Below are 21,564 nucleotides of genomic sequence, written 5' to 3' on the forward strand. Positions count from 1 at the left end.
ATTAAATTAATATTCCAGCAGCTTCTTGGCTGCTTCATAAATTCTATCTGCACCCGGCAGAATGGCACGTTCCAGTATCGGATTAAAACCTACAGGAGTAAAGGTAGAACCTACACGCTGCACCGGTGCATCCAGGTAACGGAATAAGTCTGTACCAATACTGGCTGCTATCTCACCGCCGAAGCCACCAAAGACTTTATCTTCATGAACAATCAGAGCTTTACTGGTCTTCTTCACAGACTCATAAATGGTTTCTTTATCCAACGGTATCAAAGAACGGATATCAATCACTTCCAGACTCCAGCCACCTTCTTTTTCCAAACGTTCGGCAACATTCAGGCAGAAATGCGTTGTGTTACCATAGGTGATAATGCTCAGATCACTGCCCTCACGGCGAATACGCGCTTTCCCAAAAGGAACTTCAAAATCATCAGGGACGATGGTGGCTGCTTCTACGGAATTATACAATGCTTTCGGTTCAATAAACAGCGTAAACCCACGGGAGCGTATACTTGTACGGAGCAGTCCGGCAGCATCATCAGCAAAGGATGGACAAACAATCCGCGCTCCGGGCAAAGTAGCCAAAGCACCCTCCAGATTTTGCGAGTGATAGAGTCCACCACCGATATAACCACCGGAAGCCAGACGTAAAGTTACATTAGGAACAAACTGTCCGTTGCTGCGCCAATACTCATGGGTACATTCCACATATTGTTCTACGGCAGGCCAGAAATAGTCGGCAAACTCCGCACCTTCTATCACTACCCGGATTTTAGGATCAAAACGGCTCATTCCATTTGCTGTGCCGACAATATAATCTTCGGCAATAGGTGCACTGAATACACGAGCTTCGCCGAATTCCTGTTGCATTCCTTTGGTTACATTGAACACGCCCCCTTTATCCCGATTGGCAACATCCTGCCCCCAAATGAAGGTATCAGGATTATGACGGAACTCTGCTTTCAGCGTCTCATTGATGGCAGTTACAAAGAATTTCTTCTCTCCTTCTGTCTCACGATGTGTCCCATCTTTATATTTTTCCGGTTCGTAAGGTTCCGGCAATACATAGTTGAAAATGCTTTTAGGATCGGGATCGGGAGCTGTCAGCGCCTTACGATTGGCAGCAGCCAGGTCTTTCTTTGCTTTCTCCTCTATTTCTTTCAGCTCTTCCTCGGTGAGACGCTTGTAACGCAACAGCATCCGGCGAAACTTCAGCAGCGGATCAGCCTCTTTCACATAAGCCAGTTCGTTTTCATCCCTGTACAAAGTGTCTTTGTCAGAGTTGGAATGGGAACCGATACGGACACAATTGGCATGTACGATTACCGGATTCCGGTTCAGCAATGCATACTCACGGGCCTCAGTCATGGCATTCATGGAGTCGAACACATCTTTTCCATTACAATGGATAATCTTCAGATTCTTGAATCCGGAGAAGTTATCCGCCACTTTACGGGCTGCCGTCTGGTCTTTCTTCGGAACAGATATACCATATCCATTATCCTGCCATACAAAAATAACGGGCAGGCGTTCAAGGCTGGCACCATTGACAGCTTCGTAGACAAAGCCCTCGGATGAGGCAGATTCGCCGTGTGAAGTAATAACGACTCCTTTATGGTCATAATATACCATTGCACGTGCCACACCGGCTGCATGAAGATCATGTGTACCTGTAGCCGAGGATATATTCTCGATATGCCATTCGGGTTTGGCAAAGTGATTGGACATGTGGCGTCCGCCACTTCCCGGATCAGTAGCTTTGGAGATACCGTTCAGTATAAGTTCTTCTGCCGTCATTCCGGCGGAAAGGGCAGTCAGCATATCACGGTAGTAAGGGAAAAGGAAATCTTCTCCTTTGGTAAATACCTGTCCGATGGCCAACTGTATTCCGTCATGTCCGGCATACGGAGCGTGAAAGGACCAGCCAAGGGACTGCAACAGGTAAGCGGGTGCTTTTTCATCGAGCGCACGCCCCAGCGTCATCAGGTAATACCATTTCTTCAGCAGTTCCACATCTGTGGTTTTTATATTGTACTTTTTCATACTTATCAAGGTATTAAGTTATTCTTTCCAGTTTTCCAGATAATCTTTAATAAAATAGAGGAAGTTGCCACCTAATGAGCCATCTACAACCCTATGGTCATAAGAGAGGGACAGATACATCTTATGACGGATGGCAATCACATCCCCTTCCGGGGTCTCTATTACGGCAGGCTTCTTCTCGATGTATCCTACTCCCAGGATAGCCACCTGAGGCTGATTGATGATAGGTGTACCGAACAAAGACTTGAATGTACCGAAGTTCGTAATCGTAAAAGTGCCACCGGAAATATCATCGGGCATCAGCTTATTATCACGAGCCTTGAGTGCCAGTGAATCAATGGCTACGGCAAGTCCGTTCAGGTTCAAACGATCGGCATCACGAATCACCGGAACAATCAGATTGCCATCATTCAGAGAAACGGCAATGCCGATATTGATATGTTTCTTGAAGAGGATATTATATCCCTCTACCGATACATTCACTTGCGGGTAAGCAGCCAGCGCCTTCGCCACAGCTTCTGTGATGGCAGGCATATAAGTAAGTTTCACTCCCTCACGACGTAAGAAAGCATCTTTATTCTTATCACGCCACTTCACAAGTTTCGTTACATCCACTTCCACAACATTGGTTACGTGCGGGGAAGTATGTTTGGACATTACCATGTGGTCGGCTATCACCTTACGTATACGATCCATCTCTTTTACTTCAACACCTTCCGCAGAGAATATGCCGGGCGCAGGTGCAGTACGTTGTACGTCGGGAGTTACGGCAGGTTTAGCAGATGACCGGGCAGATGCTATAGCTACCGATTGCGTTGCAACGCTTGCAACAGATTGCGGACTTGGCTCAGCCGCAGGTTGCGCCGTGGTTGCACCAGCACTTTGTTTCCGGACAATGTAACTCTTGATGTCCTTCTTGCTCACCCGCCCCTGATATCCGGTACCCGGAATAGTATCCAGTTCTTCAGGCTGAATGCCGGCCTCACGAGCCAACTGAAGAACTACAGGCGAGTACCAACGCTCTTCTTCCGATTTGACAGTCTTGACTTGAGGAGTTTCCTCAGAGGCAGTCTTAGAAACAACCGCAACACCCTCATCCCCGGAGTTCTCACCTCCGATATCGACAATAGCAACCACCGTACCCACAGCTACGGTGTCTCCTTCCTTAAATAAAATTTCCACAACTTTACCTTCTACCGGAGACGGTATTTCGGCACTGACTTTAGCGGTATTTACTTCAAATAACACATCATCTTCCTTGATGATGTCTCCTACTTGCACCGACCATGAGATGATGGTACCTTCGGTTATACTTTCACCCAATTTGGGCATCTTTATTTCAAATCTTGACATATAGTTAAGTTTTAGGTTCTCGGTTTATTATTATACAACAAACAACTGAGTAGTAAGTTTTTAACTTAAGTAAAAGTTAATGCGGATTTTTGATATATCCACTCTTTGCAGGAATACTTTTCCACTTTCAACCGTTCGATGGCTTCCATATCTCCGGCAGAGAAGCGGTAAATCCGGTTATCGTCATCATCCACAAAGGAGTGAAAGAGCAAATGCATGAAACGCTTGACGTCCATGGGTTCGGACAAAAACTCTTTTATATTAGCAACTTCACTCCGTACGGAAGGTACCGCACGTATAGTACGAGAGCCCGGTAGACGGCTTTCCACATCCGGATCGCCATTCAACGCCGCATTCAACGTATCCAGATCAGTGGAAAACAACAAAGTACAATGATACATCACACGGTCTTTGTGTATGCACTGCGCACTACCTGATATTTTCCGTTCATCCACATAAATGCCCAGACGCTGGTCGGCATAAGCTGAGATGCCTACCATTTCGAGGAAATCGACGACCTGTTGCAGGTAATATCCAAAGTCCGGCTGCTTTACGGTTTCAATAAAACTCAGGTTAATGTTTCCCCGGTCATGATATACAGCCCCTCCACCGGAGAAACGGCGTGCCAGCGTTATTCCCTTTTCATCCAGAAACCTCTCGTCCGCTTCCGCTGCCACACTCTGATGTTTCCCTATCACTACGGAAGGTTCCGACTGCCAAAGCATGAAGAAGTCACCTCGCTTCTGCTTCAACAAATACTCTTCTGCTGCCAGATTAAAATAGATATCCGTACAGCGATTATCAATACAGAACATTATGCAAAGAGTGTTTCATGGAAAATTTCACCGACCGTCGGATGCGGAAAAACAGTCTTTTGAAACTCTTCCACCGTATATCCGTGCTGCACGGCAAATCCGGCAAGAACAATCAATTCGGAAACAGGATTTCCTAGCATATGGCAGCCTATCACCCGATCATCGTCATCCAATATCAGTTTGCAAAGTCCGTTCACCAATTCATTCTCGGCTACAAAACGACCGGAATAGGCCATCGGTAACTTCTGGACATGATAACTGATACCGGATGCTTTCAGTTCTTCCTCAGTCTTACCGACTCCCGCTACTTCGGGATTGGTATACACCACGCCGGGCACACAATCGTAATTCATACGGTCTTCCACTTCCAGGATATGATTGACAGCAACTTCACTTTCACGAATGGCAGTATGTGCCAGCATAGAACGCCCGGTGATGTCACCACAGGCATAAACACGAGGATGGGAAGTCTGCATATGCTCATCCACCTTCACACCGTTGCGCAGCAGTTCAATGTTCAGTTTATCCAAACCGACCTGAGACAAGTTAGCTTTCCTACCCACACTGACGAGTACCTTTTCGGCTTCGATAAGTGCAGTCTTACCTTCTTTTTCAATAGTGACACCCTCTTTGCCGACTTCAATAACTTTTGCATTCAGATGGAAATTAACCCCGCGCTTCTGGTACTCTGAACGCAGCATACCACTGGTTTCCTTATCCATGGCACCCAATACTTCGGGCATCATTTCAACAACATGCACCTGCACTCCCATACTATTGAAGAAAGAAGCGAATTCCATCCCGATAACCCCACCGCCGATAATAACAAGAGAACGGGGCAAAGTTGTGATCTCCAATGCCTCCTTTGATGTCCAATAATCAATTTCAGATAATCCTTTAATGGGAGGGATCAATGTATCGGAACCTGTACATACCAACAGATAAGTTACTTCATATACTTCACCGGCAGCCGAAAGTTGGAAACGTCCATCCGCCTCACCCATAATAACGGCTTCTTGCGGCACAATAACAGCACCATACGAATTGACCGTCATCTTCACGCCACCGGTCAGCTTTTTCACAATCTTATCTTTACGGTCGATAATCTTCCGCATATCGAATGCCGAACCGTCGGGTACTGAGATGCCGTACTTGGACGCACTTTTCATGGTGTCCCACAATTTGGCGGAATAGAGCAAAGTCTTAGTAGGAATGCACCCCTCGTTGAGGCAAACGCCACCGATAGCTTTCTTTTCAAACAAAACAGTTTGCAGTCCGTTTGCAGCCGCTCTTTCGGCTGCCATATAACCGGCAGGACCGCCGCCGATGATAGCTATATCATATTTCATAAATCAGTAGTATTAAGTTATTTATGTACTAACAACAAACAAAGAGAGAGCAAAGTTCTATAAGGGAAGACAAGGGAAGTAGCTGTTTTTCAGCAGTAACAGCCTGTTTCATAAAAATAATCTGTACTTTTGCAGAAATTTAAGGAATTATATGGTAGCCCCCGAAATAGCAATTGTTGACTCCAACACCCTTTCGTGCCTGGGATTGCAGAATCTTCTGGAAGAAATCATCCCGATGGCTGTCATCCGTGTATTCAGTTCGTTCGAGGAGCTGGTGGATGATACGCCCGACATGTACGCCCATTATTTTATCTCGGCGCAGATATATTTTGAGCATACAGCTTTCTTTCTCCCCCGCAAACCCAAAACAATTGTACTGGCAAACGGCGACAACCAACCGCAACTGGCAGGAATACCGACCCTGAATATATATCAGGATGAAAAAGCCTTAATAAAAAGTATCTTGCAACTACACCAATTCGGGCACAAGGGAGGTCATCCCCATTCGGTAACGGAACACCCCGGAGGACATTCTTGCGGAAATCCGTATGCCGACCACGACCTTTCCCCACGCGAAATAGAAGTGCTGGTACTGATAACCAAAGGGCTTATCAATAAAGAAATAGCCGACAAACTAAATATAAGTCTGACCACCGTCATCTCCCATCGGAAGAATATCACGGAAAAGCTGGGTATTAAATCGGTGGCAGGATTGACTATTTATGCCGTGATGCACGGATATGTAGAGGCAGACCGCATCTAAGCCTTGAACTCCCCTCCTCCTTTTGAAGCTAAGTCGCCGCACCGCTACTTTTATCCTTTTTCCCTGCAACGGCTAAAGAAAATTGTAGTGAACAGCTATTCTTTCCACATACAAAAAACTTATCATCCGGCAGAAAAAACAATAAAAGTGCCTGGGAAAAGAGTTAAGCCATTCTCTAAATCCTCATTAATGAGGATTGCGGGAAAAAGAGAAATGCCCTTACTTTGCAAACTAAATAATATAAGCAAAAAAATGGAGAAGAGTAAATTGTTAGCCTTTGCCCTGGCACTCCTGTCGATAGGGAACGTATGTGCAGAGGAAGTGGATACCCTGAAAATAGTGGACGTTGAAGAAGTCCTGATCATTGCAGCACCCAAAGAAAACCGTAAGTTGCGCGAACTGCCAAACGCCGTCACCCTGCTTTCACAACAAGACATGCAGGCTGCACAAGTGAACTCAATCAAAAACCTGACCGCACTTGTACCCAATATATTTATTCCCGACTACGGTTCGCGCCTGACTTCCGCCGTTTATATCCGCGGCATCGGCTCGCGTATCAACACCCCGTCCGTAGGATTATACGTCGACAACATACCTTATATAGATAAGTCCGCATTCGACTTCGACTACTCCGACATCGAGCGTATCGACGTACTGCGCGGCCCGCAAGGCACCCTGTACGGACGAAATGCAATGGGCGGACTCATCAAAGTGCATACCAAATCTCCTTTCTCTTACCAAGGCACCGACTTCCGCATAGGAGCCGGTACGCACAACCAATACAATACTTCCATCACCCATTACCACCGGATAAACGAGCGGTTCGCCTTCTCCGCCGGAGGGTTTTACGACTATGAAGGAGGTTTCTTCCGTAATGCGGCACTTAATAATAAGAAGATAGATAAAGGCCAATCCGCCGGTGGACGCGCCCGTGCCATTTACCTGCCCAGTGAGAATTGGAAACTCGACTTCAACGTAAGTTATGAATACAGCGACCAGGGCGGTTACCCCTACGGACTCTATGATAAGACAACCGGAGACGTAGCCCAGCCTGCCTACAACGATGAGAGCAGCTATTACCGCAACCTGCTGAATGCCGGAGTGAACATAGAGCATCAGGCACAAAACTTCACATTGAGCGCCGTCACCGGATATCAATTCCTGAAAGACCGTATGTTTCTGGACCAGGACTTCACAGCCCGAAACACCTATACCCTCGAACAGAAACAGCGCATCAATACCATCAGTGAAGAAATCGTGATGAAGAGCAAGGAAAACCGCCGCTGGCAATGGGCAACGGGCATCTTCGGCTTCTATCAATGGCTGAATACGACTGCACCGGTCACATTTAAGGGAGATGGTATGGCGATGATGGATCAGATGTTGGGCAGCGTGATTCCATCGAAAATAGAAGTGCCGATGGGCCCCACATCGAGCATGAACATCATGCCCGCATTAAAGATTACCAGCACCCGCCTGCCCATCAACGGAGATTTCGAGACACCGCTTCTGAACGGAGCCTTGTTTCACCAATCCACCTTCCGGGACGTATTCGGACTTGGCGGACTCTCTTTCACCGCCGGGCTGCGACTGGACTATGAGAAGATGAAAATGGATTACAACTCCGGTACAGCCATGGACTACACCGTAGGTATCACAGGCCAGATGGTACAGAACGGACAAGTTATCAGAGACATCACGATGATGCCGGAAACAGCATTGACTGTTGAATCAAAATATGAAGGTTCCATCAGTAAGGATTATCTGCAATTATTGCCGAAATTTGCCTTGCAATATGATTTCAAGAAAAACACCGGGAACATTTATCTGACTGTCAGCAAAGGATATCGTTCGGGCGGCTACAACATCCAGATGTTCTCCGACCTACTGCAATCCAGCCTGCGCAATGATATGATGAAACAATCTAAAGAAGAAATCATGCCGCATGTTCCCGATGCTTATAAGGAATTGGTAGAAGGACATTTTCCTGACGCCGGAGTAAATCCGGATGCCAGAGCCGCCACCATGTACAAACCTGAACAGACCTGGAACTATGAAGTAGGCACTCACCTGAATCTTTTCCAGAACCGTCTGCGTGCCGATGCCGCCCTCTTCTGGCTCGAAACGCGCGACCAACAAATATCACGCTTTGCCCAAAGCGGCCTCGGTCGTGAAACGGTAAATGCAGGAAAGAGTCGCAGCCTCGGAGCTGAAATATCCCTGGCGGGCGCAGTTACCACCAACTTCACGCTGACTGCAAATTATGGCTACACATACGCCACATTCAAAGATTACGTCACCACCAACAGTAAACTGGAAGAAATAAGTTACAACGGCAATTACGTCCCCTTCGTCCCCAAACACACCCTGAGCCTGGGCGGACAATACATCTTCCGCATCAACCCGGGCCATTGGCTGGACCGCATCCAGGTAAACGCCAACTACACCGGTGCCGGCCGCATCTACTGGACGGAGCAGAACGACGTCAGCCAGTCCTTCTACGGCACACTGAACGGACGCCTCAGCCTCCAGAAAGGCAACGGACAGATTGACTTCTGGGTTCGCAATGTATTGGACAAAGATTATGCCGCTTTCTACTTCGAAAGCATGGGTAACGGGTTCATGCAGAAAGGCCGTCCAATTCAGGCAGGCATTGAATTACGTTGCAGATTCTAAACCTTTTTTTACCAAACAGCCTCGATAAAGATAATTTTATACTACTTTTGCAGACGCTTCATTCGTTGCGGAACACAAAACCCAAAGTAGTATGAATTATCTTTATCGCCTCATAGCCTTTGTGTGTACGCTTGCCATCGTCAGTCTGACAACTGATAATTATGCACAGCAGGAACCTGACAGTGTCTATACCCGGGAATATATAGAACAAATCAGTTTTACCGAGCCACACCGGGCACTGAAACTCATTGATGACATGGAGGCACGCCGGTCGATGTCTCCATCCCGTCTCGACCAGATGCGCAGCACCGTCTATCAGAATGGGCTCGATATGTACCGCACCGCCCTCTCCTACTCCCTGACAGCCTATCACGCCGACTCCCTCCACCGGCATTCCGATGAAACCCTGTTGCTGCTCGAACTGATAACCGACCAGTACTACACCACCGGAAACTATACCGAAAGCACCCGCTACGCCATAAAAGGCATCGAATTAGCCAAGCAAACGGGCGATAAGAACTCAGAGGCCAACCTCCTGCTCTACATCGGCATGAACAAGCGCGACATGGGACTGAAAGACGAAGCGGACAAATACGTGGAACAAGCCTTGCAGATGCAGGAAAAAGAAACGGAAGGCAGCCATTCCTGGGGAGCGGTGGACGATCTTATCTACATCTATGGTATAAAAATCACCTATGCCTTTGAAGACCGGAAATACCGGGAAGCCATCAGTCTGCTGCCCCGCTACGAGAAACTGATGGAACAGTTCAAGGCCTGTCCCGACATCCCCGACGGAGTATATGACATGCGCCGGGCAAACGTATGCGCCGCCTTTGCCAGCATCTTCGCGGAGAACGGACAGCCGGACAAAGCCGCCGAGTTCTACCGGCAATTCGAAGAGACGGACTACGCCTCCACCCAAGACGGCATCCAGATGCGTTTCGACTATCTCATAGCCACCGGTCGTTATCGGGAAGCCCTCCAAGCCATCCACACCGACAAGCAATACTGGAAAGAGCAGGCCGACACCGTCAACTACTTCTATCTGGAGTACGACCTCTAATCCGAAGCGAAAGCCCACATGGGGCTGGGCAACTATAAAGCCGCCGCACAAACCTACCGCCAGATGTACACCCTCTCGGACAGCCTGCGCCTGCGCGAAAAGCGGAACGGAGTGCTGGACTTCGCCACCCTGTACGAAACCAAAGAGAAAGAGGCGCAGCTTGTGGAGCAGGCCGCCCAACTGAGGGAACACCGGATATTCCTGCTTTTTTCCGCCTGCGTCATCGGCCTGCTCGGCGTGCTGCTGTGGCGCAACGTCCGCCACTCGCGCATCGTCAAGGCCAAAAACCGGACAATGGCAAGCAAGATAGACAATTTGCTGGAATATAAAGAAGAACTTTTCCGGCGTAAGGAAGAGAACCTGCAACTGGCGGAACAATTGCAGGCAGCGGAAAGTGAACTGCAACAGCGGGACAAGGCCGCCCGCCTCCTTGCCCCCCAAGCCCCTCTCACGGAAAACGAGCCATCCGTAAGCGATGAGCCTTCGGACAGCGACGACATCGATCGGGCGCTATTCGACAAGTTGGAGCGCGAAATCATCAGCCGCAAACTCTTCCTGCAACCGGAATCTCCAAGGGAGGGATTGATAGAACAAATGCATGTTCCCCAGAATAAGTTCCCCAAACTCTTCAAGCGATATGCCCATACCAACTTTTCCCAATATCTCAATAATCTCCGACTCGACTATGCCACCCGAATGCTGAAAGAACATCCGAAATATACGGTGGAAACCATAAGCCAGGAATGTGGTTTCAAGAATCCACCCAACTTCTACAAGCTCTTTTCCGAGCAATTCAGCATGACTCCCGCCGAATATCGGGACAGCAGGAATCTACTATAAATAAACGAGTTACAGTCCTTGCGTGGATTTTCGTTATAACAAAAGTGATAAATTCGTATAACAACCCGAATAAAAACACTGCGCCCTAAAACCTGTTTCTCTACCTTTGAGCCACGTTAAACAAAACAAGACGTGTCACTCAGAATGGGAAAAGAAACAAGTATCATTTTTGCCTGCCTTCCGGCGCTGATCGGCCCCGGTGGAATCATGGCGGTTGATTTGAATAATGGCACCGTTACCGACGGTTCCTCCCCGGTGCTGCCGCTGCTGCTTGTCACGTCCCTGCTGGTAATCATACTCCTTACCGCATGCCTTTATTATTATAAATGCAGATTACACCGTGCCCAGGAGTATCTGGTGCGCTACATCAACGAGTGTTTGGAACTGCGCAAACAGGTGCCCACTTCCCGGCGGTCCTTCCATCTCGATCCGCCCGACATCACCTCCAAAGAATTTATCAAGATAATAGAGAATATGTTGAAGCGAATCATCTTCCTTCCCCTTTTCGCATTGTTTGCCCTGCCGCTCACGGCGCAGGAAAAGGGTGACGGCGAAAAAGGGAGCGGCGAATACGTATTCCGGTTCGTGCCGGAGAAAGATATGTTTTATATCCCTTACCGGCAGAACGGAAGCGAAATGCAACGGCTGTGCGACAGCCTCAGCGCGTGTATGCCGCAACTGGGTGACGGGCGTATGTATGTCAATGTCAGCAGTTACGCCGCCTCTTCCGCCGGTAGCCTGTCCGCCCGGCGCATGGCCTACCTGCGCAACAGCCGCGTGAAGACGGAACTCATCACCCGCATGGGACTGACGGAGAAGATGTTCGTCACCGACCGTATCATTCCCCGCGCCTACGGAACGGACAGCCTGCGCAATGTCGTAGTGGTCACTTTCCCTGCCAGCGTAGAGAAGGTGGCGCGGATAGTCGGCAAAGAAGCCGCCATGCGTGTATTGGCGTATAATAAGGAAGTGTCCGGCGAAGCCGAAGCCGAACGACAGGCTGCCGGACAGGAGTCTATCCGTCATGCTGATAATTCTATCCGTCATAATGCTGACTCTATCCGTCATGATACCGACTCTATCCGTCATGCTGAGCGTAGCCGAAGCATCTCCTCCCCCGAATCACAAGGAGAAGAGATTCTTCGACAAGCTCAGAATGACGAATACTCCGCCCTCTCCCTCCGCTTCAACCTCCTCCGCTGGGCTACCCTCACCCCCGACCTCGGCCTTGAATGGCGCATCGACCGTAGCTGGAGCATCCTCGTAACCGGCAGCTGGACTTCATGGTCGTGGAGCGACAAACGCAGAAGATACGCCCTTTGGGAACTCTCCCCCGAAGTGCGCCACTACATAGGCAAGGAAAGTCGCGGCTACCTCGGCATCCTATACCACCTCGGCGAGTTCAACTACCACCTCGGTTCCACCGGCAAACAGGGCAACCTGCAAGGCGGCAGCATCACCGGCGGCTACCTGCTCCGGCTGAACAAAACCCTGTCGCTGGACTTCTCCCTCGGCGCAGGCTGCACCCATGCCGATTACGACCGATACACCCTCACCGACGGAATACGCGTCCACCGTGGCAGCAAGACAAAGAATTACTGGGGCATCAACCGACTCGGCATCACCCTGCAATGGTTATTAAATTGAAATGAAGAGATAAGATGAAGACAAATCTGATATATAAAACCTTTGCATCGGGAAGTATTCTCCTGCGGGGAAACATCCTCCTGCGGAGAAGTACTCTCCTGCCGGGAAACATCCTCCTGTTAGGAAGCCTCCTCCTCCTCGCCTCCTGCGTGAAGGACGACCTGCACAACACCCCGCACCCCGACCGGGGCGCCCTGCTGGTGACCACCGACTGGAGCACCCGTTCATCCTCCGCCCCCCTGCCCGACCAATACATCCTGCGCATCGGCGACACGGAGCAAACCGTAAGCGGAGAAACAAACCCCTTCGCCGCCCTGCTCCTTCCGGGCAACCAACGCCTGCTGGCCTACAACCAACCCGACGGCATCACCCTCAACGGAACCGTCGCCACCGTAAACACCCTGCCCGGCGGCACCCTTACCCCCACGCCCGGCTACCTGTTTTCAGCCACCCGGGAACTCGAAATCATCCCGGACGATACCCTACGAGTAACCGTCACGATGCAGCAACGCATCCGTCAGCTGACCCTGATCCTGAAACTGAGCCCCGGCGACGAAAACCGCCTCAGCCGCCTGTCCGCCACCCTAACCGGCATCCTCCCCGCCATCCATCTGGCCGACGGCAGCCCGGCCTCCGACAGCGGAAAAAGCATAATCCCCCCGTTCACCCTTACCGACTCCGATGCGTCCGGGACACGCCACCATGCGACCCGTGCCGCCACCCGTTCATCCGCCCTGTCCGCCACCGTGCGCCTGCCGGGCGTGATGCCCGGCGAAACACAACTGCTGACGTTGTCCCTGACCCTGTCGGACGGTCACACCCAAACCCTCACCACCGACCTGACCGAGGCACTGAAAAACTTCGGCAACGCCCCGGAACCGCTCACCCTCGATGCCGCCCTCCAACTGCCCACCCCCACAGGCATCGGCGGCTCCATCACCGACTGGAACGTAGTGGATAACGGGGAGGTGGACATACATTGAGAATTGACAATTAATAATTAAAGAGAAGATATGAAGAAAAAGAGCTTTATCAAGAGAAGCACATTGCCGGAAGCATCGCTTTGCGCGGAGGCACGCTCTACAGTGTTCCGTACTGCTACATTCCGTAGTGCCACAGTATTCCGTAGTGCGGCATTCTGTGCCGCCGTATTCCTGCTGGCAGGATGCGGCAACGACAATGAGTCGGCAACGGCGGACGGCAACGACAGCCGCATACCGCTTGAAGTGACCGGCGGCATCAGTGCCCAAACCCGTGCCGCGGACGCCGCATGGGCTGCATCCGACGCCATCGGCATCTACATGTTGAAGTCCGGCACCACCGACATCGCCGAGTCCGCCGCCAACCGCCGCTACACCACCGCCCAGGGCGACGGACGTTTCAGCGCCGACGCCGGAGCCTCCATCTATTACCCCATCGACGGCAGCAAGGTCGATTTCCTCGCCTACTATCCGCACAGCGCCTCCGGCGTGGCAGACGGCAAGTACGCCCTCGACCTCTCCGACCAGCGCCACCTCCCCGCCATCGACCTGATGAGTGCCAGCGTGTCGGGCAAGGACAAATCCGCCCCCGGTGTCGCCTTCAACTTCCACCACCTGCTCACCAAGCTCGAACTCGTCAACACGCCCGGCACCGGCATCACCGCCTCCGAGCTGGAAGGCATGACGGTGGAAATCACCCTCCAGCGCACCGCCGCCAGCTACGACATCCTCTTTGAAGCCCTCGACGTGGCGGACGCCACCGCCACCCTCACCCTGAACACCTCCGCCGACGGCAAGAAGTCCGCCGCCATCCTCTTCCCCAACACGGAGACGGCGGTGAACCCCATCGTCCCGGCCGTCAACTGGTGTTCACGCTGAAGACGGGCGGCGAAAAGTTCTACTGGAACATCCCGGACGACAAGTCCTTCAACGCCGGAGAGAAGAACATCTACACCATCACCATCAACCGTTCCGGACTGGAAGTAACCTCCAGCATCACCGACTGGACGTCGGGCAACGGCACGGGTGAAGAAGGAAATGCGCAATAAGTATTTTAGAATATGAACATAAAAAAGAAAGTAAACAGTATGAAAGCAAGATTTTTAATGACTATGGCAGTAGCCGCAATGACGCTGGCCGCCTGCAACAATGAAGAGACTGACACATGGGCGGGAGAAATCCGCCTCTCCAGCGGACTGGAAGCGCAACAGACGCGCAGCATTGCGACCGACTTACAAGGCGTCCAAATAGCCAGTGACGTACACGTAGGGTTCTTCATCAACGAAAACGTAGCGAGCGGTAGCACTGCCACCACTACCTACACCCAGAATCTGGACTACACCGCCAGCGGTTCGGGCGGCTTCAACGGCACCGCCGTCTATTATCCACAAAGCGGCAACGGTGTAAACATCTACGCCTACGCCCCCTGGAAAACCAGCCTTGCCCTTAATGGCAATTACGCTTTCAGCATAAAGGCAGACCAAAGCAAGGATGCCGACTACCTTGCCAGCGACCTGCTGTGGGGACAGCCGATGAAAGAAGGAACAAGTCCCGGTGAATACGTAACCGCCAACCCCGTAGCCCGCACCAAGGACGCCGTGCCCGTCAGCTTCAAGCACCTGCTCTCCAAAATACAGGTAGAACTGAAACCCGACGCCACCAGCGGCCTCACGGCAGACGACTTCAAGGGCGCAAAACTGGAAATACTTTCCGTTAAGCCCGAGGTAAGCCTCACCCTTACCAATGGAACCATTGCCGCCGCTTCGGGCACGGCTGCCAATGTTGTCGCCGCCGATTATCCTACGGATGCAACACCAACCCTCACCGCCGCCGCCATCGTCGTTCCACAGACCTTCAGCAAAGGCGCGAAATTCATGCAAGTCACCCTCGCCACCGGCGGTGAGCTCTTCTACACATTGCCGAGCGGAGCTGGAGACACCGACCTGACACTTGAAAGCGGTAAAATCTACAAATACGAAATCACCGTGAAGCTGACCGGACTGACCGTCACCTCCAAGATTGAAGACTGGAAACCAATCGGTGTAGATCCCGTCAAAGGCGACGCCGTAATGGACTAAATAATCACTTAAACCCCACCATTAACCATGGCTTAAAACCCGACCCAAAAGGCGAAACTATCGCTCAAAGCCCTCGACCTGGCACTGACGCAGGACGTAAAGAACGACTATTACCTTCAACCCAAGTTGCAGAAATGCCTCTCGATGGACGACCTCGCCCGCGAGGTGGCCGCCCTGAGCACCCGCCAGGAAGACTCGGAAGAGATAGCCCGCATCGGCCGCCTGCTGATGCGCCGTGCCGTCTGGTTCCTCTCCTCGGGCTACAGCCTGAGCACCGAACTGGGCTACTTCCGTCCCACCGCCCGGGGCGTCTTCCTGGACAGCGAACTGAACGCCTCGCCCGACCGCGAACGCCTGCAGCTCGGCATTTCCTACTCCATGAGCCAGGAGATGCGCCAAGCCCTGGCCGACGCCGAAATAGACGTTGAGATACAGAAAGCCGCCAGCGGCCCGCAACTCTTCTCCGTGGTCAGCGCGCAGGACGCCCAGCATCCCGAAGCCGCCACCCGCGGCGAAGGCGTGCCCGTCAGCGCCGGACAGACGTGCATCATCATGTGCCGCAACGGCAAGGTGGGCGGCACCGGTTCCGAAATCGGAGTCACCATCACCCGCACCGACGGCAACACGGGGACGAAGCACTTCTTCCCCCTGGCGCAACTCTATCCCAACACCCCCTCGCAGGTGGGCTTCGTGATGCCCGCATCCGCCCCCGAAGGCTCCGTGTGGAGCGTCATGCTCTGCACACAGCTGGGAAGCAACGGAACCGCCCTGCTCAAGGACCCCCGCAAAGTGACCATGGCCGACTACTTCGTAGTGGGCGAAGTGGCCGAAACGCCCGGGAGCGGTGGCAGCGGATCGGGAGGCGGAGGAGTCGACGAAAATCCGCTGGGATAAAAATCGCGGCCAGTCCGCGATAGCTATCACGGGCAGTCCGTGATGGAGACCGCGGGCAGTCCGCGATGGAGGTCACGGTCGGGCCGCGATAAGATATTTCATATCTTGATTTTAGTTTACTATCTAAAAAAGTAAAATGATGAAAGTAGATGAAATTTACACAATCGTGATTATAAACAGTACTAACATTAAAAAATCAGTATTATGTTGCAAGTTACACTAAAAGCCCTTGGGGCTGAAAACGGTAAATTCCTAAGCCATGCTCTTGATAAAGTTTGGTTGCAGGACGGTGTTAAAGGTGAAGGTGAGATTTTTATATTGGAAACTCTTTCCAACGGAAATGTAGCCCTGGCTTGTCTTGGTGCAGAAACCGGGAAATATCTTTCACACGCCAACGGTAAGTTGTGGTTACAAGACGGCATTCAAGGCGAAGGTGAAGAATGGGTTTGTCATGACAGCGGAAATGACCGGATTTCCCTCGAATGTTTGGGGAAAGAGAGCGGGTTGTATCTCAGCCATGCTTGTGACAAAATGTGGCTTCAGAATGGCTATCAAGGCGAAGGGGAGCTTTGGCAAAAGGAAACATCCATAAAAATAGCATTCGAATCTCTTGGCGCAGAGAAGGGCGGCTTTTTAAGCCATGCCATGAACCGGGTATGGCTGCAAAACGGTCTTCAAGGCGAGGGAGAAGTATTCATGCTGGAAAGCCTGCAAAACGGGAATGTGGCTTTAGCATGCATCGGCGGAGAAAAAGGCAAATATCTCTCGCATGCCGATGGCAAGCTGTGGTTGCAGGACGGAATCCGTGGTGAAGGCGAAGAATGGACTTATCATTACCACGGCGGCGCACAAGTTTCTTTTGAATGTCACGGCGCCGAAAAAGGTCTTTATCTCAGCCATGCTTGTGACAAAATGTGGCTTCAGAATGGCTATCAGGGCGAAGGGGAGCTTTGGCTGGAACGCTTTCAATAAATCCGTTAATCAATGAAGTCCGGCATAAACCGGATTAACAGCCACCGCCGGGCACCGTATGCGTAAGCCCGGAGTGCGCCACCCCCTGCAGAGAGGTAGCGACCGTTTCCTTCGCCGGAAACGGTGGCACAAACCATGAAAAGACAAGTGTTCTCCTTCTCCCAAGAACGCTTGTAACGATATTGAGAAACAATAAGAAAAAGACAAGCGATATGAAACCAAAGCACTTCCCACAATCCGCCCGGCACATCCTCCGCTGCATCCCCTGCTGCATCCCCTGCCGCCTGCCGATGCCTCTGGCCGTGTGCAGCCTCCTATGCAGCCTCGCCCTGCTCGCCGCCTCGTGCAGCGACCTGACGGACGACGACGGCACCACGCTGCCCCCCGGCAAGTACCCCATGACCTTCACCGCACAAGTGGATGGGCTGACGCAGACCCGTGCCGCCACTACCGACGGGCAGTGGAGCAGCGGTGATGCGGTAGCCGTGCAGGTGCAGCAACAGCAGCCCGGCGGCACACCGGAAGTCAAGCAATATACCCCTACCGGCAGTGGCAATTCCGGTGTCACCCTGCAAGCGGCAAGCGGCGTCACCCCTTTCTACTGGCAGACGTCCGGCGAAACGAAGTCCGTCTCCGCCTGGTACCTCGGCGACGGCTCCGCAGCCACCGGTCAGAGCCATGCCACCGCCGTGCCGGTATCGTGGGCGGTGCAGTCCGACCAGAACGCCAGCAGCGGTACGGGCTACCAGCGCAGCGATTTCCTCTACGCCCCGCCGACGGACATCTCTTTCAAGCCCTCCGGCGGCGCGGACAATAGCCTGACTTTCTATCACCAGACCGCCCGCGTAGTCATCAACATCGTGAATGCCGAAGCCGCCACCAATGCCTCCGCCATACAGAGCGTAGTTATCGGCGATGCCAGCAACCTCGCCCTCTCGGGCAGCTACACCGCACCCACGGGCGAAGGAGCCACCGCAGGCACATGGATTCCCGCCACCAGCGGTTCCGATATGGGCACCATTACTCCCAAGAAACTGACTGCTCCCGGCACGCTGACCGGTGGCGGAGCCGCCCTTGCCAGCTACGCCGCCCTCGTCATTCCGCAGCAGATGAAGGATAAGAAATTCATCGCCGTCACCCTGACTGATGGCAGCAGCGGCAGCAATACCTATTATTATACCCCGACACAGGACAGCGATGCCGACCTGCAAAGTGGCAAGCAACATACGTATGACATTACTGTGAAGCATGGTTATTTATCGGTAACTTCCTCCGCCTCTCCCCAATGGACGGGCAGCGGTGAAACCATAAACGGTACAGAAAAAAGTAACAATCCCTAATAATCATCTATAAACACTCCAAATATGGAAACGAACATACTTTATTTTCGCTTACTCGTTCTACTGTCCGCTGTTTCTTTGTGCGGTTGCAGCAACGACGATGAACCGGTAGCCACCGCCACCGATGGCACCACGCTCACCGTTACAGCCCGTGCCGACGGCTTCGCCTCCACGGACGGCACTGCGCACACCGGTACCCCGCAAACCGATACCCCGCAAACCCGCGCTTCAGAAAGCGGTTACACCACCACCTTCGTGAAAGACGACCAAATAGGCGTGTTCGCCGTGAAGGACGGCAGCGTAATTACCGGTTGCCAGAATGTGCCGTTCACTTACAACGGTACGAGTTGGAACGGTAGCACACCCGTCTATAAATATCCCGATGCCACCTACTTTGCCTACTACCCGTATACGGCAGATATGAACGATAAAACAAGCGTTGATGCAATCGTGTCGGCTTTCAACACCGCCGTAGCTGCTGCCACCGACCAAAGCACGTATGCCAAGTATACCGCTTGCGACCTGATGACAACGACCGGTGACGTATCTCCCACGGGCTCTTCCCTCTCTTTCTCTTTCACGCACCGGATGTCCCTGATAGAGATTTCCCTTCCGGCGCAGAAGTACAAGACTTCCAACGATACAAATGCCTATGAGTATTCCGCCCCTGTTCTCGGTGCCACGTTCAACCTCACTCCGAATGGTAACAGCGCAACAACGATTAAACCTTGCCCCATGGGTAACGGCGTTTTCCGCTACATCGTTCCCGCAGGTACTTCCGGCGTTACCGTCAGCGGTGCGTTCAATATTGCCGATGGCAAGACCATCGAATACTCAAAAAGCAGCCTTTCCTTGTCCGCCGGTAATTACAAGCGGCTGAATGTGACATGCAGCGGTGTTCCCTCTACTACTCCTACAGTCCGTGCTCTTGCCGTAGGCGACTTCTTTTATTCGGACGGTGGCATCTGCCCCGGCGACGCAAATCCTCCGAGTGAGGGTTGTATCGGTGTAGTCTATTGCGTGGATAACAGCTTTATTACGAGCAATAGTACCAAGAAATCGGACAGTGGTTACATTCATGGTCTTGTAGTAGCCTTGAAGGATGCGAGTAGTTCTTCTACTTGGGACAATGCCAGTAGTGCCGTTTCCAATTATGGCAATACAGTAGCTACTCCTTCCGGCAGTAGCGGTTGGTATCTCCCTAATTTGGATGAATTAAAATACATTTGCGGGGGAAATAATAGCAGCCAGAGTACCAAAGGAAAGGGGAATTTGAACGATCAATTTAATAAATTGAGTAGTGGCAACGTAGACAGTTTCGGCAACGGCAACATCTATTGGTCGAGTACGGAGCACGACAGCCTCAACGCTTACTACGTGTACTTCGGCGATGGCAGCGATGGTTGGGGCGGTAAGAGCTACAGCACTAGAGTTCGTTCTTCTTTGGCTTTTTAGCTATTTATCTATTTATATAATTTATCTATTAAAAACAATCCCGCGAAGCGGGTCGATGATATTTTTTATGGCATTAACAGAAGAATTACCTATTTACCGTGCCACATATCAGTTGTTGAACCTGCTGATCCGTGCCACGCAGGACTTTCCCCGTTTCTATAAATATAGTTTGGGGGCACGAATGGTAGATATTTGTCTGGATATGTCAATGTTGCTCTATAAAGCGAACAGTAGTTACGAAAAGACGGAACCGCTTCGGGAATTTCTGGCACAGTTCGGAATGTTGCAGATGTTGCTTCGTGTGTGTGCCGAGCAAAAAGTAATAGATACCAAAAAAGTGGCAGTGTTCGCCCTCGAAATGGAAAAGATAGGGAAACAAGCCACGGGTTGGAAACAATTTCCAAGAGAGATTCTACTCTGTTTTATCATTGGCAATGGAGGGCTTTACCATAAGAATGAGAGAAAGAATAAGATTGAATAAGAAGAGCCGTGTGAAGGGAGACTTTCATGCACGGTTCTGTGAGGAGCTTGGGGTGAAAGTCCCCGGGCTTACTCGATACACAAAACATTGATAATAAAAGCGTTCTTTGAAAGATTGTGTTGGAGATCAGGGAAATAATGGCTACCTTTGCACAGTAAAAAAACAACAGAAAGGAGGAAAACGATATGGCAAGACCCATCAAAGAAACCCCGATACTATACGGGGAAGATGCCCGGAGATTTCTGGAACGGATGAAGAATCCTCCCAAAGAAACGAAGGAAGAGCGTGAAAGAAGGCTGAAAGACTATGAAGCTGCAATAAAAATGCTAAAAGTATAAAGGTATGGAGCAGCAAAATAGAGATTACCTCATGTCTGTTTACAACATACGCAGACTTAAAAAAAGAGAATCAATAGAATCGTTCGATTGCGGAGACGCAGATTTGAACGATTTTATTTTGAAAGAATCTCCCTTTTATCGGCAAGCCCTGCTTGCAGAGTGAGTTATGTGGTAGAAAACAAGTATAACTATGCTATTTCTGCTTATTTCAGTCTGGCAAACGACAAAGTTGCCTTAAACGATTTCGAGAGCAAAACGGAATTTAATCGTTTTCGTAAACACCGGTTCGTGAACGAGAAACGATTGAAAAGTTATCCTGCCGTAAAAATTTGCCGTTTAGGAGTTGACTTGTTAATGAAAGGACAATATATGGGTACATTTCTGAGACTATCCATCTGATTGTGTAAATAGAAAACTACGGTGTTTCTCTCGTAGTTTTTTTATTTATGTATTAACTTTGTAAAAATCAGATTTTAT

The 21,564-nt window shown here is 51.0% G+C and carries 19 protein-coding genes and 1 pseudogene; 16 read left to right on the plus strand and 4 right to left on the minus strand.

Annotation, left to right across the window (positions count from 1 at the left end):
• Positions 1-6: 6 nt before the first annotated feature.
• The 4 genes from BUC01_RS19770 to lpdA all read right to left on the minus strand — a co-directional run bounded on the left by BUC01_RS19770 (position 7) and on the right by lpdA (position 5,560).
• Complete coding sequence (locus tag BUC01_RS19770; RefSeq protein WP_025832709.1) at positions 7-2,043, minus strand: alpha-ketoacid dehydrogenase subunit alpha/beta; 2,037 nt, start codon at positions 2,041-2,043, stop codon at positions 7-9.
• Positions 2,044-2,061: 18 nt separating this feature from the next.
• A complete protein-coding gene (locus tag BUC01_RS19775; RefSeq protein ID WP_025832710.1) occupies positions 2,062-3,396 on the minus strand; it encodes a dihydrolipoamide acetyltransferase family protein in 1,335 nt (444 codons plus the stop codon).
• A gap of 65 nt (positions 3,397-3,461) precedes the next feature.
• Positions 3,462-4,211 carry a lipoate--protein ligase family protein gene (locus BUC01_RS19780; protein ID WP_025832712.1) on the minus strand — a complete coding sequence of 250 codons (750 nt, stop codon included), beginning with the start codon at positions 4,209-4,211 and terminating at the stop codon, positions 3,462-3,464.
• Positions 4,211-5,560, minus strand: a complete 1,350-nt coding sequence (lpdA, locus tag BUC01_RS19785; RefSeq protein ID WP_025832714.1) for a dihydrolipoyl dehydrogenase — start codon at positions 5,558-5,560, stop codon at positions 4,211-4,213. Before lpdA ends, BUC01_RS19780 begins: the two co-directional genes overlap by 1 nt.
• A gap of 151 nt (positions 5,561-5,711) precedes the next feature.
• Between lpdA and BUC01_RS19790 the strand changes: the two genes are divergently transcribed.
• The 16 genes and pseudogenes from BUC01_RS19790 to BUC01_RS19855 form a co-directional block, all read left to right on the plus strand.
• Positions 5,712-6,323, plus strand: coding sequence for a helix-turn-helix transcriptional regulator (locus BUC01_RS19790; protein ID WP_073314609.1), 612 nt, complete (start codon positions 5,712-5,714; stop codon positions 6,321-6,323).
• A gap of 252 nt (positions 6,324-6,575) precedes the next feature.
• The gene (locus BUC01_RS19795; RefSeq protein WP_073314611.1) at positions 6,576-8,999 is read left to right on the plus strand and encodes a TonB-dependent receptor; all 2,424 of its coding nucleotides are present in this window, start codon (positions 6,576-6,578) and stop codon (positions 8,997-8,999) included.
• A 91-nt stretch (positions 9,000-9,090) separates the two neighbouring features.
• Positions 9,091-10,062: a hypothetical protein gene (locus BUC01_RS19800; RefSeq protein WP_073314613.1), complete on the plus strand. Its 972-nt coding sequence runs from the start codon at positions 9,091-9,093 to the stop codon at positions 10,060-10,062.
• Between the two features lie 18 nt (positions 10,063-10,080).
• Positions 10,081-10,902, plus strand: a complete 822-nt coding sequence (locus BUC01_RS19805) for a helix-turn-helix domain-containing protein (RefSeq protein ID WP_025832719.1) — start codon at positions 10,081-10,083, stop codon at positions 10,900-10,902.
• A gap of 144 nt (positions 10,903-11,046) precedes the next feature.
• Positions 11,047-12,549: a DUF3575 domain-containing protein gene (locus BUC01_RS19810; RefSeq protein WP_243462515.1), complete on the plus strand. Its 1,503-nt coding sequence runs from the start codon at positions 11,047-11,049 to the stop codon at positions 12,547-12,549.
• A 14-nt stretch (positions 12,550-12,563) separates the two neighbouring features.
• A complete protein-coding gene (locus tag BUC01_RS19815; RefSeq protein ID WP_083595479.1) occupies positions 12,564-13,532 on the plus strand; it encodes a FimB/Mfa2 family fimbrial subunit in 969 nt (322 codons plus the stop codon).
• A 30-nt stretch (positions 13,533-13,562) separates the two neighbouring features.
• Positions 13,563-14,408 carry a fimbrillin family protein gene (locus tag BUC01_RS19820; protein ID WP_083595480.1) on the plus strand — a complete coding sequence of 282 codons (846 nt, stop codon included), beginning with the start codon at positions 13,563-13,565 and terminating at the stop codon, positions 14,406-14,408.
• Positions 14,396-14,578, plus strand: coding sequence for a fimbrillin family protein (locus BUC01_RS24960; RefSeq protein ID WP_051568804.1), 183 nt, complete (start codon positions 14,396-14,398; stop codon positions 14,576-14,578). Before BUC01_RS19820 ends, BUC01_RS24960 begins: the two co-directional genes overlap by 13 nt.
• 39 nt (positions 14,579-14,617) lie before the next feature.
• Positions 14,618-15,607: a fimbrillin family protein gene (locus BUC01_RS19825; RefSeq protein WP_025832722.1), complete on the plus strand. Its 990-nt coding sequence runs from the start codon at positions 14,618-14,620 to the stop codon at positions 15,605-15,607.
• Between the two features lie 84 nt (positions 15,608-15,691).
• Entirely contained in the window at positions 15,692-16,501 is an 810-nt protein-coding gene (locus BUC01_RS19830) for a DUF4469 domain-containing protein (protein WP_262484006.1), read from the plus strand.
• Between the two features lie 204 nt (positions 16,502-16,705).
• On the plus strand, positions 16,706-17,473 hold the full coding sequence (locus BUC01_RS19835) for a hypothetical protein (protein ID WP_073314616.1): 768 nt from the start codon (positions 16,706-16,708) through the stop codon (positions 17,471-17,473).
• 182 nt (positions 17,474-17,655) lie between these two features.
• Entirely contained in the window at positions 17,656-18,813 is a 1,158-nt protein-coding gene (locus BUC01_RS19840) for a fimbrillin family protein (RefSeq protein ID WP_139261897.1), read from the plus strand.
• Between the two features lie 24 nt (positions 18,814-18,837).
• Positions 18,838-20,268, plus strand: a complete 1,431-nt coding sequence (locus BUC01_RS19845; protein WP_073314620.1) for a fimbrillin family protein — start codon at positions 18,838-18,840, stop codon at positions 20,266-20,268.
• Positions 20,269-20,335: 67 nt separating this feature from the next.
• Positions 20,336-20,749, plus strand: coding sequence for a four helix bundle protein (locus BUC01_RS19850; RefSeq protein ID WP_025832737.1), 414 nt, complete (start codon positions 20,336-20,338; stop codon positions 20,747-20,749).
• 185 nt (positions 20,750-20,934) lie between these two features.
• On the plus strand, positions 20,935-21,087 hold the full coding sequence (locus BUC01_RS25590) for a hypothetical protein (RefSeq protein ID WP_175560904.1): 153 nt from the start codon (positions 20,935-20,937) through the stop codon (positions 21,085-21,087).
• Positions 21,088-21,091: 4 nt separating this feature from the next.
• A pseudogene (locus BUC01_RS19855) lies at positions 21,092-21,471 on the plus strand (GNAT family N-acetyltransferase); the annotation flags it as partial.
• Positions 21,472-21,564 lie beyond the last annotated feature (93 nt).

The sequence above is a fragment of the Bacteroides stercorirosoris genome (genome assembly GCF_900142015.1).
Taxonomy (GTDB): domain Bacteria; phylum Bacteroidota; class Bacteroidia; order Bacteroidales; family Bacteroidaceae; genus Bacteroides; species Bacteroides stercorirosoris.

Excerpts from the sequence above, each read along its gene's own strand:
- BUC01_RS19770 (WP_025832709.1), bottom strand. The coding sequence starts at position 2,043 with ATGAAAAAGTACAATATAAAAACCACAGATGTGGAACTGCTGAAGAAA.
- BUC01_RS19775 (WP_025832710.1), bottom strand. The coding sequence starts at position 3,396 with ATGTCAAGATTTGAAATAAAGATGCCCAAATTGGGTGAAAGTATAACC.
- BUC01_RS19780 (WP_025832712.1), bottom strand. The coding sequence starts at position 4,211 with ATGTTCTGTATTGATAATCGCTGTACGGATATCTATTTTAATCTGGCA.
- lpdA (WP_025832714.1), bottom strand. The coding sequence starts at position 5,560 with ATGAAATATGATATAGCTATCATCGGCGGCGGTCCTGCCGGTTATATG.
- BUC01_RS19790 (WP_073314609.1), top strand. The coding sequence starts at position 5,712 with ATGGTAGCCCCCGAAATAGCAATTGTTGACTCCAACACCCTTTCGTGC.
- BUC01_RS19795 (WP_073314611.1), top strand. The coding sequence starts at position 6,576 with ATGGAGAAGAGTAAATTGTTAGCCTTTGCCCTGGCACTCCTGTCGATA.
- BUC01_RS19800 (WP_073314613.1), top strand. The coding sequence starts at position 9,091 with ATGAATTATCTTTATCGCCTCATAGCCTTTGTGTGTACGCTTGCCATC.
- BUC01_RS19805 (WP_025832719.1), top strand. The coding sequence starts at position 10,081 with ATGGGGCTGGGCAACTATAAAGCCGCCGCACAAACCTACCGCCAGATG.
- BUC01_RS19810 (WP_243462515.1), top strand. The coding sequence starts at position 11,047 with ATGGGAAAAGAAACAAGTATCATTTTTGCCTGCCTTCCGGCGCTGATC.
- BUC01_RS19815 (WP_083595479.1), top strand. The coding sequence starts at position 12,564 with ATGAAGACAAATCTGATATATAAAACCTTTGCATCGGGAAGTATTCTC.
- BUC01_RS19820 (WP_083595480.1), top strand. The coding sequence starts at position 13,563 with ATGAAGAAAAAGAGCTTTATCAAGAGAAGCACATTGCCGGAAGCATCG.
- BUC01_RS19825 (WP_025832722.1), top strand. The coding sequence starts at position 14,618 with ATGAAAGCAAGATTTTTAATGACTATGGCAGTAGCCGCAATGACGCTG.
- BUC01_RS19835 (WP_073314616.1), top strand. The coding sequence starts at position 16,706 with ATGTTGCAAGTTACACTAAAAGCCCTTGGGGCTGAAAACGGTAAATTC.
- BUC01_RS19845 (WP_073314620.1), top strand. The coding sequence starts at position 18,838 with ATGGAAACGAACATACTTTATTTTCGCTTACTCGTTCTACTGTCCGCT.
- BUC01_RS19850 (WP_025832737.1), top strand. The coding sequence starts at position 20,336 with ATGGCATTAACAGAAGAATTACCTATTTACCGTGCCACATATCAGTTG.
- BUC01_RS25590 (WP_175560904.1), top strand. The coding sequence starts at position 20,935 with ATGGCAAGACCCATCAAAGAAACCCCGATACTATACGGGGAAGATGCC.